Source organism: Rossellomorea sp. FM04394 (assembly GCF_041889765.1).
Lineage (GTDB): Bacteria > Bacillota > Bacilli > Bacillales > Bacillaceae_B > Rossellomorea > Rossellomorea aquimaris_B.
The window spans coordinates 100,001-111,336 of sequence record NZ_CP168654.1; the positions used below are offsets into that span (position 1 = coordinate 100,001).

Genomic DNA, 11,336 nt, shown 5'->3' on the forward strand with positions numbered 1-11,336 from the left:
TTCCCTCTTGAGTGGATCCTGAGTACGGCGGGACACGTGAAATCCCGTCGGAAGCTGGGAGGACCATCTCCCAAGGCTAAATACTCCCTAGTGACCGATAGTGAACCAGTACCGTGAGGGAAAGGTGAAAAGCACCCCGGAAGGGGAGTGAAATAGAACCTGAAACCGTGTGCCTACAAGTAGTCAGAGCCCGTTAACGGGTGATGGCGTGCCTTTTGTAGAATGAACCGGCGAGTTACGATCCCATGCAAGGTTAAGTCGATGAGACGGAGCCGCAGCGAAAGCGAGTCTGAATAGGGCGAATGAGTATGTGGTCGTAGACCCGAAACCAGGTGATCTACCCATGTCCAGGATGAAGTTCAGGTAACACTGAATGGAGGTCCGAACCCACGCACGTTGAAAAGTGCGGGGATGAGGTGTGGGTAGCGGAGAAATTCCAATCGAACTTGGAGATAGCTGGTTCTCTCCGAAATAGCTTTAGGGCTAGCCTCATGTGTAAGAGTCTTGGAGGTAGAGCACTGTTTGGACTAGGGGCCCTCATCGGGTTACCGAATTCAGACAAACTCCGAATGCCAAAGACTTATCCATGGGAGTCAGACTGCGAGTGATAAGATCCGTAGTCGAAAGGGAAACAGCCCAGACCACCAGCTAAGGTCCCAAAGTATACGTTAAGTGGAAAAGGATGTGGAGTTGCTTAGACAACCAGGATGTTGGCTTAGAAGCAGCCACCATTTAAAGAGTGCGTAATAGCTCACTGGTCGAGTGACTCTGCGCCGAAAATGTACCGGGGCTAAACGTATCACCGAAGCTGTGGATTGACACCTCTAGGTGTCAGTGGTAGGAGAGCGTTCTAAGGACTGCGAAGCTAGACCGTAAGGACTGGTGGAGTGCTTAGAAGTGAGAATGCCGGTATGAGTAGCGAAAGATGGGTGAGAATCCCATCCACCGAATGCCTAAGGTTTCCTGAGGAAGGCTCGTCCGCTCAGGGTTAGTCGGGACCTAAGTCGAGGCCGATAGGCGTAGACGATGGACAACAGGTTGATATTCCTGTACCACCTCTTTTCCGTTTGAGCAATGGGGGGACGCAGGAGGATAGGGTAAGCGCACTGCTGGATATGTGCGTCTAAGCAGTTAGGCTGATGATGAGGCAAATCCCATCATTGTGAAGGCTGAGCTGTGATAGCGAGCGAATTATAGTAGCGAAGTTCCTGATTCCACACTGCCAAGAAAAGCCTCTAGCGAGGAAAAAGGTGCCCGTACCGCAAACCGACACAGGTAGGCGAGGAGAGAATCCTAAGGTGAGCGAGAGAACTCTCGTTAAGGAACTCGGCAAAATGACCCCGTAACTTCGGGAGAAGGGGTGCTCTGGTAGGGTGCAAGCCCGAGAGAGCCGCAGTGAATAGGCCCAGGCGACTGTTTAGCAAAAACACAGGTCTCTGCGAAGCCGTAAGGCGAAGTATAGGGGCTGACGCCTGCCCGGTGCTGGAAGGTTAAGAGGAGTGCTTAGCGCAAGCGAAGGTGCGAATCGAAGCCCCAGTAAACGGCGGCCGTAACTATAACGGTCCTAAGGTAGCGAAATTCCTTGTCGGGTAAGTTCCGACCCGCACGAAAGGCGTAACGATCTGGGCACTGTCTCAACGAGAGACTCGGTGAAATTATAGTACCTGTGAAGATGCAGGTTACCCGCGACAGGACGGAAAGACCCCGTGGAGCTTTACTGTAGCCTGATATTGAATTTTGGTACAGCTTGTACAGGATAGGTAGGAGCCTTGGAAGCCGGAGCGCCAGCTTCGGTGGAGGCATCGGTGGGATACTACCCTGGCTGTATTGAAATTCTAACCCGCGCCCCTTATCGGGGTGGGAGACAGTGTCAGGTGGGCAGTTTGACTGGGGCGGTCGCCTCCTAAAGAGTAACGGAGGCGCCCAAAGGTTCCCTCAGAATGGTTGGAAATCATTCGCAGAGTGTAAAGGCACAAGGGAGCTTGACTGCGAGACCTACAAGTCGAGCAGGGACGAAAGTCGGGCTTAGTGATCCGGTGGTTCCGCATGGAAGGGCCATCGCTCAACGGATAAAAGCTACCCCGGGGATAACAGGCTTATCTCCCCCAAGAGTCCACATCGACGGGGAGGTTTGGCACCTCGATGTCGGCTCATCGCATCCTGGGGCTGTAGTCGGTCCCAAGGGTTGGGCTGTTCGCCCATTAAAGCGGTACGCGAGCTGGGTTCAGAACGTCGTGAGACAGTTCGGTCCCTATCCGTCGTGGGCGCAGGAAATTTGAGAGGAGCTGTCCTTAGTACGAGAGGACCGGGATGGACGCACCGCTGGTGTACCAGTTGTCTTGCCAAAGGCATCGCTGGGTAGCTATGTGCGGAAGGGATAAGTGCTGAAAGCATCTAAGCATGAAGCCCCCCTCGAGATGAGATTTCCCATCACGTAAGTGAGTAAGATCCCTAGAAGATGACTAGGTAGATAGGTCAGAGATGGAAGCATGGCGACATGTGGAGTTGACTGATACTAATCGATCGAGGACTTAACCACAAAGAGTCATTTTTAAATGAACAACATTGGCTGATATTCGGCTTTCTTGACATCAATTCTTTATCTAGTTTTGAAGGAACAACCCTTCAATTGAATATTGTCTGGTGATAATGGCGAAGAGGTCACACCCGTTCCCATGCCGAACACGGAAGTTAAGCTCTTCAGCGCCGATGGTAGTTGGGGGATCTCCCCCTGTGAGAGTAGGACGTCGCCAGGCAATACATATTTCGGAGGATTAGCTCAGCTGGGAGAGCATCTGCCTTACAAGCAGAGGGTCGGCGGTTCGACCCCGTCATCCTCCACCATTTTTGTTTGTGAATAATTCAATATGCCGGTGTAGCTCAACTGGTAGAGCAACTGACTTGTAATCAGTAGGTTGGGGGTTCAAGTCCTCTTGCCGGCACCATAGGTTTTTTTATTTTGTCTCATTTTTTATTTTGAGAGCCATTAGCTCAGTTGGTAGAGCATCTGACTTTTAATCAGAGGGTCGAAGGTTCGAGTCCTTCATGGCTCACCAAAGATTTTTGCGGAAGCAAAATATCAATCATACATGCGGGTGTGGCGGAATTGGCAGACGCACCAGACTTAGGATCTGGCGCCGCAAGGCGTGGGGGTTCAAGTCCCTTCACCCGCACCATTTATTATGCGGAAGTAGTTCAGTGGTAGAACACCACCTTGCCAAGGTGGGGGTCGCGGGTTCGAATCCCGTCTTCCGCTCCAGACTAGCCGGGGTGGCGGAACTGGCAGACGCACAGGACTTAAAATCCTGCGGTAGGTGACTACCGTACCGGTTCGATTCCGGTCCTCGGCACCATTGATTTTTCGAAAGAAAACAACATATTTTGCGCCCGTAGCTCAATTGGATAGAGCGTTTGACTACGGATCAAAAGGTTAGGGGTTCGACTCCTCTCGGGCGCGCCATATATTTCGGGAAGTAGCTCAGCTTGGTAGAGCACTTGGTTTGGGACCAAGGGGTCGCAGGTTCGAATCCTGTCTTCCCGACCACTTCTTTGGGGCCTTAGCTCAGCTGGGAGAGCGCCTGCTTTGCACGCAGGAGGTCAGCGGTTCGATCCCGCTAGGCTCCACCAAAAAGTTTTAAAAAAAAATCATTGACACTGACTGAGTGAAAATGATATGATTATCAAGTCGCTTCAAACAGAAGCACTTACACATTGAACCTTGAAAACTGAACAAAACAAGACAATACGTCAACGTTAATTCTAGATTTATTACTAAAGAGCTATTCAAACTTTTATCGGAGAGTTTGATCCTGGCTCAGGACGAACGCTGGCGGCGTGCCTAATACATGCAAGTCGAGCGGATTGATGGGAGCTTGCTCCCATCAGTCAGCGGCGGACGGGTGAGTAACACGTGGGTAACCTGCCTGTAAGACTGGGATAACTCCGGGAAACCGGGGCTAATACCGGATAACTCATTTCCTCGCATGAGGAAATGTTGAAAGATGGCTTCGGCTATCACTTACAGATGGACCCGCGGCGCATTAGCTAGTTGGTGAGGTAACGGCTCACCAAGGCAACGATGCGTAGCCGACCTGAGAGGGTGATCGGCCACACTGGGACTGAGACACGGCCCAGACTCCTACGGGAGGCAGCAGTAGGGAATCTTCCGCAATGGACGAAAGTCTGACGGAGCAACGCCGCGTGAGTGATGAAGGTTTTCGGATCGTAAAACTCTGTTGTTAGGGAAGAACAAGTACCGTTCGAATAGGGCGGTACCTTGACGGTACCTAACCAGAAAGCCACGGCTAACTACGTGCCAGCAGCCGCGGTAATACGTAGGTGGCAAGCGTTGTCCGGAATTATTGGGCGTAAAGCGCGCGCAGGTGGTTTCTTAAGTCTGATGTGAAAGCCCACGGCTCAACCGTGGAGGGTCATTGGAAACTGGGGAACTTGAGTGCAGAAGAGGAAAGTGGAATTCCAAGTGTAGCGGTGAAATGCGTAGATATTTGGAGGAACACCAGTGGCGAAGGCGACTTTCTGGTCTGTAACTGACACTGAGGCGCGAAAGCGTGGGGAGCAAACAGGATTAGATACCCTGGTAGTCCACGCCGTAAACGATGAGTGCTAAGTGTTAGAGGGTTTCCGCCCTTTAGTGCTGCAGCTAACGCATTAAGCACTCCGCCTGGGGAGTACGGTCGCAAGACTGAAACTCAAAGGAATTGACGGGGGCCCGCACAAGCGGTGGAGCATGTGGTTTAATTCGAAGCAACGCGAAGAACCTTACCAGGTCTTGACATCCTCTGACAACCCTAGAGATAGGGCTTTCCCCTTCGGGGGACAGAGTGACAGGTGGTGCATGGTTGTCGTCAGCTCGTGTCGTGAGATGTTGGGTTAAGTCCCGCAACGAGCGCAACCCTTGATCTTAGTTGCCAGCATTCAGTTGGGCACTCTAAGATGACTGCCGGTGACAAACCGGAGGAAGGTGGGGATGACGTCAAATCATCATGCCCCTTATGACCTGGGCTACACACGTGCTACAATGGACGGTACAAAGGGCAGCAAGACCGCGAGGTTTAGCCAATCCCATAAAACCGTTCTCAGTTCGGATTGTAGGCTGCAACTCGCCTACATGAAGCTGGAATCGCTAGTAATCGCGGATCAGCATGCCGCGGTGAATACGTTCCCGGGCCTTGTACACACCGCCCGTCACACCACGAGAGTTTGTAACACCCGAAGTCGGTGAGGTAACCTTTTGGAGCCAGCCGCCTAAGGTGGGACAGATGATTGGGGTGAAGTCGTAACAAGGTAGCCGTATCGGAAGGTGCGGCTGGATCACCTCCTTTCTAAGGAAGATTTACTAAACGTTTGACAGTCGAAGTTTTGTTCAGTTTTGATGGTTCAACCATCAAAACTTTTTGTCTCTTACGAGATGAAAATGGATTTGTTCTTTGAAAACTAGATAAAGATATAATTGATAGTCAAGAAATTACCGAGTATCGCCATTTTAGGTTTTAAACCTGATGTAACAACCAATTCGGTTAAGTTATGAAGGGCGCACGGTGGATGCCTTGGCACTAGGAGCCGACGAAGGACGGGACTAACACCGATATGCTTTGGGGAGCTGTAAGTGAGCTTTGATCCAGAGATTTCCGAATGGGGGAACCCATTGTTCGTAATGGAACAATATCCTTACTTGAATACATAGAGTATGGAAGGCAGACCCAGGGAACTGAAACATCTAAGTACCTGGAGGAAGAGAAAGCAATTGCGATTCCCTGAGTAGCGGCGAGCGAAACGGGATGTAGCCCAAACCAAGAGGCTTGCCTCTTGGGGTTGTAGGACACTCTATACGGAGTTACAAAGGAATGAAGTAGACGAAGAAGTCTGGAAAGGCTCGTCAAAGAAGGTAACAACCCTGTAGTTGAAACTTCATTCCCTCTTGAGTGGATCCTGAGTACGGCGGGACACGTGAAATCCCGTCGGAAGCTGGGAGGACCATCTCCCAAGGCTAAATACTCCCTAGTGACCGATAGTGAACCAGTACCGTGAGGGAAAGGTGAAAAGCACCCCGGAAGGGGAGTGAAATAGAACCTGAAACCGTGTGCCTACAAGTAGTCAGAGCCCGTTAACGGGTGATGGCGTGCCTTTTGTAGAATGAACCGGCGAGTTACGATCCCATGCAAGGTTAAGTCGATGAGACGGAGCCGCAGCGAAAGCGAGTCTGAATAGGGCGAATGAGTATGTGGTCGTAGACCCGAAACCAGGTGATCTACCCATGTCCAGGATGAAGTTCAGGTAACACTGAATGGAGGTCCGAACCCACGCACGTTGAAAAGTGCGGGGATGAGGTGTGGGTAGCGGAGAAATTCCAATCGAACTTGGAGATAGCTGGTTCTCTCCGAAATAGCTTTAGGGCTAGCCTCATGTGTAAGAGTCTTGGAGGTAGAGCACTGTTTGGACTAGGGGCCCTCATCGGGTTACCGAATTCAGACAAACTCCGAATGCCAAAGACTTATCCATGGGAGTCAGACTGCGAGTGATAAGATCCGTAGTCGAAAGGGAAACAGCCCAGACCACCAGCTAAGGTCCCAAAGTATACGTTAAGTGGAAAAGGATGTGGAGTTGCTTAGACAACCAGGATGTTGGCTTAGAAGCAGCCACCATTTAAAGAGTGCGTAATAGCTCACTGGTCGAGTGACTCTGCGCCGAAAATGTACCGGGGCTAAACGTATCACCGAAGCTGTGGATTGACACCTCTAGGTGTCAGTGGTAGGAGAGCGTTCTAAGGACTGCGAAGCTAGACCGTAAGGACTGGTGGAGTGCTTAGAAGTGAGAATGCCGGTATGAGTAGCGAAAGATGGGTGAGAATCCCATCCACCGAATGCCTAAGGTTTCCTGAGGAAGGCTCGTCCGCTCAGGGTTAGTCGGGACCTAAGTCGAGGCCGATAGGCGTAGACGATGGACAACAGGTTGATATTCCTGTACCACCTCTTTTCCGTTTGAGCAATGGGGGGACGCAGGAGGATAGGGTAAGCGCACTGCTGGATATGTGCGTCTAAGCAGTTAGGCTGATGATGAGGCAAATCCCATCATTGTGAAGGCTGAGCTGTGATAGCGAGCGAATTATAGTAGCGAAGTTCCTGATTCCACACTGCCAAGAAAAGCCTCTAGCGAGGAAAAAGGTGCCCGTACCGCAAACCGACACAGGTAGGCGAGGAGAGAATCCTAAGGTGAGCGAGAGAACTCTCGTTAAGGAACTCGGCAAAATGACCCCGTAACTTCGGGAGAAGGGGTGCTCTGGTAGGGTGCAAGCCCGAGAGAGCCGCAGTGAATAGGCCCAGGCGACTGTTTAGCAAAAACACAGGTCTCTGCGAAGCCGTAAGGCGAAGTATAGGGGCTGACGCCTGCCCGGTGCTGGAAGGTTAAGAGGAGTGCTTAGCGCAAGCGAAGGTGCGAATCGAAGCCCCAGTAAACGGCGGCCGTAACTATAACGGTCCTAAGGTAGCGAAATTCCTTGTCGGGTAAGTTCCGACCCGCACGAAAGGCGTAACGATCTGGGCACTGTCTCAACGAGAGACTCGGTGAAATTATAGTACCTGTGAAGATGCAGGTTACCCGCGACAGGACGGAAAGACCCCGTGGAGCTTTACTGTAGCCTGATATTGAATTTTGGTACAGCTTGTACAGGATAGGTAGGAGCCTTGGAAGCCGGAGCGCCAGCTTCGGTGGAGGCATCGGTGGGATACTACCCTGGCTGTATTGAAATTCTAACCCGCGCCCCTTATCGGGGTGGGAGACAGTGTCAGGTGGGCAGTTTGACTGGGGCGGTCGCCTCCTAAAGAGTAACGGAGGCGCCCAAAGGTTCCCTCAGAATGGTTGGAAATCATTCGCAGAGTGTAAAGGCACAAGGGAGCTTGACTGCGAGACCTACAAGTCGAGCAGGGACGAAAGTCGGGCTTAGTGATCCGGTGGTTCCGCATGGAAGGGCCATCGCTCAACGGATAAAAGCTACCCCGGGGATAACAGGCTTATCTCCCCCAAGAGTCCACATCGACGGGGAGGTTTGGCACCTCGATGTCGGCTCATCGCATCCTGGGGCTGTAGTCGGTCCCAAGGGTTGGGCTGTTCGCCCATTAAAGCGGTACGCGAGCTGGGTTCAGAACGTCGTGAGACAGTTCGGTCCCTATCCGTCGTGGGCGCAGGAAATTTGAGAGGAGCTGTCCTTAGTACGAGAGGACCGGGATGGACGCACCGCTGGTGTACCAGTTGTCTTGCCAAAGGCATCGCTGGGTAGCTATGTGCGGAAGGGATAAGTGCTGAAAGCATCTAAGCATGAAGCCCCCCTCGAGATGAGATTTCCCATCACGTATGTGAGTAAGATCCCTAGAAGATGACTAGGTAGATAGGTCAGAGATGGAAGCATGGCGACATGTGGAGTTGACTGATACTAATCGATCGAGGACTTAACCACAAAGAGTCATTTTTAAATGAACAACATTGGTCGATATTCGGCTTTCTTGACATCAATTCTTTATCTAGTTTTGAAGGAACAACCCTTCAATTGAATATTCGTCTGGTGATAATGGCGAAGAGGTCACACCCGTTCCCATGCCGAACACGGAAGTTAAGCTCTTCAGCGCCGATGGTAGTTGGGGGATCTCCCCCTGTGAGAGTAGGACGTCGCCAGGCAAATGTGAAAAGAGTAACTCCAATGAGTTACTCTTTTTTTTGGTGTGATTGTTAAAATGGGTGTGCGATGAGTTTTTAAAAGATATTATTTGGTAAAATACGCAATCCCCCTCGAAAATGACGCAATTACCACAAACTTCTCAAAAACCACATTCATTTTACCAGTCAAAACACCAGTATTCGTCCTAATGAGAACACATTCACTATCTAACAAAGTGATTCTCCACACCCTTTACTAAGGAATAATCAATTCTTTCACCCAACCAAAACTTCTAATCCATCATTCCAGTAACCCACACCACATAACATCACAAATCAAAACCCACGTGAAACCAGTTCCACCAATTCCCCTCCAAGAAATTCACACCCACTCAATGCCCCATTTCCTGTTTTCTATCCAACAATCTCACAATTACACGTTTAAAACTTTCCTAAAACAGGAAAACTTCTAAGGTTAAACTTCATAATTGCAAAGATTAAAACGCAGTTGTATAATTATAGTCAAATATAGTCAAAGTCAAAATGAGGAGGAGGTTTGATGAGGAACATATCCGACATCATTGAACGTTATTTAAAGAATGTATTAGAACTGAGTGAAAGTGAGATAGTCGAGATTAAAAGAAGCGAGATCGCTGATAAGTTTCAATGTGTTCCTTCTCAAATTAATTATGTGATCAATACCCGCTTCACGATTGAAAGAGGGTATGTAGTAGAGAGTAAACGAGGTGGCGGGGGCTATATCAGGATTATGAAAGTAAAGGCCCACGATCAAGTTCATCTTATTGACCAGCTAGTGGCACTCATTACACAGACGATCAGCCAGAATACGGCAGCTGATATTGTTTTTCGTTTAGTAGAAGAGGATATCATTTCTGAACGGGAAGCAAAGATCATGCTCAGCGTGATGGATCGCTCGGTAATCATGGTAGATTTACCAGAACGGGATGTTTTGAGAGGAAGAATGCTCAGAGCCATGCTGGATTCTTTGAAGTACGAGTAAGTTTTGAGAGGTGAGTAGGATGATTTGTCAAGAGTGTAATGAAAGACCTGCAACCCTTCATTTTACCAAGGTGATAAATGGGGAAAAGACAGAGGTTCATTTATGCGAGCAATGCGCTCAGGATAAGGGTGAAATGTTTATGTTTGATTCTTCTTCCGGCTTCTCTGTGAACAATCTTTTGGCAGGTCTTCTTAATATAGCCCCTGCTATTAAGCAGGCAAAGGAAACGGAAATTCCCAAGTCAGAGGTTTTACAGTGTGAAAAGTGTAAGATGACCTTACAGCAATTTATTAATGTAGGACGATTTGGGTGTGCACATTGTTATGAGACGTTCAAGGATGAGCTGACTCCTCTATTAAAGCGTGTTCATAGTGGAAATGTGGAGCATCACGGGAAGGTACCGGAACGTATGGGCGGGGCGATTCATGTGAAGAAAAAAATTCAGCAGCTGAAGTCAGACCTGCAAACGATGATTGCGGATGAAGAGTTTGAAAAAGCAGCAGAAATACGAGACGAAATTCGCTCCCTGGAAAAAGATATTAAAAATGAGGGGGGAGATAAAGGATGAGCCTGGAAAGGTTTTTACAAAATGCCGTTAGTTCCTGGATGAATGAAGAGGGACCGAATTCGGATATTGTTCTCAGCTCACGGGTTCGCCTTGCAAGAAACCTGACAGACTTTCGTTTCTCCACTCTTTATTCTTCTGAGGAAGCAAAAGAAATCGTGGATCGTGTGAAGGATAAACTCTCTTTATACCCGAAGAAATTAGGTGAATTAGAATTTTTACCTACAAGTGAGATTCAGCCACTCCAAAAGAGGGTATTGATGGAGAAACACCTCATTAGTCCTAACTTGGCAGAGGACACGAACTATGGGGCTGTCCTTTTATCCGGTGAAGAAGATATTAGCATAATGGTAAACGAAGAGGACCATATTCGAATACAGTGTTTATATCCAGGCTTACAATTGAAGGAAGCATTACAAAGAGCGAATCAGATTGATGATTGGTTTGAAAGCGAATTTGATTTTGCTTTTGATGAGAAACATGGATATTTAACGACTTGTCCTACCAATGTAGGGACGGGGCTTAGAGCTTCTGTGATGATGCACCTGCCTGGTCTGATTTTAACCCAACAGTTGAATAGGATCATTCCTGCCATTAATCAATTAGGTCTGGTGGTAAGAGGGATTTATGGAGAAGGCAGCGAGGCGTTGGGAAACATTTTTCAGATTTCGAATCAAACGACACTAGGTAAGTCTGAGGAAGATATAGTGGAAGATTTATTGAGTGTTGTGAAACAGATCATCGATAAGGAACAATCGGCAAGGGACGCATTAGTAAAAACGTCTAACATACAATTAGAAGATAGGATATTTCGTTCACTTGGCGTTTTGGAGCACAGTCGGATCATCGAGTCCAAGGAAGCAGCGAAGTGTTTATCCGATGTCAGGCTTGGGATTGATTTAGGATACATCAAAGTCATATCTAAGAATATATTGAATGAACTAATGATTTTAACCCAACCGGGATTTTTACAACAATATTCTGGAGGTCCATTGAGACCAAATGAAAGAGATATAAGAAGGTCTTCTTTGATTAGGGAGCGAATTAAGTTAGATAAGGATACATGTGAGGAGGAAAAATAAT

General features: G+C 48.8%; 3 protein-coding genes, 9 tRNA genes and 5 rRNA genes (1 of these 17 cut by a window edge). All 17 read left to right on the top strand.

Features of this window, described 5'->3' with window-relative positions; translation table 11 throughout:
- Nucleotides 1–2,539: ribosomal RNA gene (locus ACCB35_RS00500) — 23S ribosomal RNA — on the top strand; it begins 396 nt to the left of the window's first position.
- A gap of 100 nt (nt 2,540–2,639) precedes the next feature.
- Nucleotides 2,640–2,756, top strand: a 5S ribosomal RNA gene (rrf, locus tag ACCB35_RS00505).
- Nucleotides 2,757–2,768: 12 nt separating this feature from the next.
- Nucleotides 2,769–2,844: transfer RNA gene (locus ACCB35_RS00510), tRNA-Val, on the top strand.
- Nucleotides 2,845–2,869: 25 nt separating this feature from the next.
- Nucleotides 2,870–2,945, top strand: a tRNA-Thr gene (locus ACCB35_RS00515).
- A gap of 35 nt (nt 2,946–2,980) precedes the next feature.
- Nucleotides 2,981–3,056 (top strand) — tRNA-Lys (locus ACCB35_RS00520).
- 35 nt (nt 3,057–3,091) lie between these two features.
- Nucleotides 3,092–3,176, top strand: a tRNA-Leu gene (locus tag ACCB35_RS00525).
- An 8-nt stretch (nt 3,177–3,184) separates the two neighbouring features.
- Nucleotides 3,185–3,259 (top strand) — tRNA-Gly (locus tag ACCB35_RS00530).
- A 5-nt stretch (nt 3,260–3,264) separates the two neighbouring features.
- Nucleotides 3,265–3,353: transfer RNA gene (locus ACCB35_RS00535), tRNA-Leu, on the top strand.
- A 30-nt stretch (nt 3,354–3,383) separates the two neighbouring features.
- Nucleotides 3,384–3,460 (top strand) — tRNA-Arg (locus tag ACCB35_RS00540).
- A 7-nt stretch (nt 3,461–3,467) separates the two neighbouring features.
- Nucleotides 3,468–3,544, top strand: a tRNA-Pro gene (locus ACCB35_RS00545).
- 7 nt (nt 3,545–3,551) lie between these two features.
- Nucleotides 3,552–3,627: transfer RNA gene (locus tag ACCB35_RS00550), tRNA-Ala, on the top strand.
- Nucleotides 3,628–3,791: 164 nt separating this feature from the next.
- Nucleotides 3,792–5,342: ribosomal RNA gene (locus ACCB35_RS00555) — 16S ribosomal RNA — on the top strand.
- Nucleotides 5,343–5,535: 193 nt separating this feature from the next.
- A 23S ribosomal RNA gene (locus ACCB35_RS00560) occupies nt 5,536–8,470 on the top strand.
- A gap of 101 nt (nt 8,471–8,571) precedes the next feature.
- Nucleotides 8,572–8,688, top strand: a 5S ribosomal RNA gene (gene rrf / locus ACCB35_RS00565).
- The 16S, 23S and 5S rRNA genes sit together here with 9 tRNA genes alongside, the layout of an rRNA operon.
- 538 nt (nt 8,689–9,226) lie before the next feature.
- Nucleotides 9,227–9,688, top strand: a complete 462-nt coding sequence (locus ACCB35_RS00570) for a CtsR family transcriptional regulator (protein ID WP_044340497.1) — start codon at nt 9,227–9,229, stop codon at nt 9,686–9,688.
- Between the two features lie 19 nt (nt 9,689–9,707).
- Complete coding sequence (locus tag ACCB35_RS00575; RefSeq protein WP_374056918.1) at nt 9,708–10,256, top strand: UvrB/UvrC motif-containing protein; 549 nt, start codon at nt 9,708–9,710, stop codon at nt 10,254–10,256.
- Nucleotides 10,253–11,335, top strand: coding sequence for a protein arginine kinase (locus ACCB35_RS00580; RefSeq protein ID WP_374055387.1), 1,083 nt, complete (start codon nt 10,253–10,255; stop codon nt 11,333–11,335). The genes ACCB35_RS00575 and ACCB35_RS00580 overlap by 4 nt, the downstream gene beginning before the upstream one ends.
- The last annotated feature ends 1 nt before the right edge of the window (nt 11,336 follow it).

Bases quoted from the DNA above. Each gene is read 5' to 3' on its own strand.
- ACCB35_RS00575 (WP_374056918.1), top strand. From the start codon at position 9,708: ATGATTTGTCAAGAGTGTAATGAAAGACCTGCAACCCTTCATTTTACC.
- ACCB35_RS00570 (WP_044340497.1), top strand. From the start codon at position 9,227: ATGAGGAACATATCCGACATCATTGAACGTTATTTAAAGAATGTATTA.
- ACCB35_RS00580 (WP_374055387.1), top strand. From the start codon at position 10,253: ATGAGCCTGGAAAGGTTTTTACAAAATGCCGTTAGTTCCTGGATGAAT.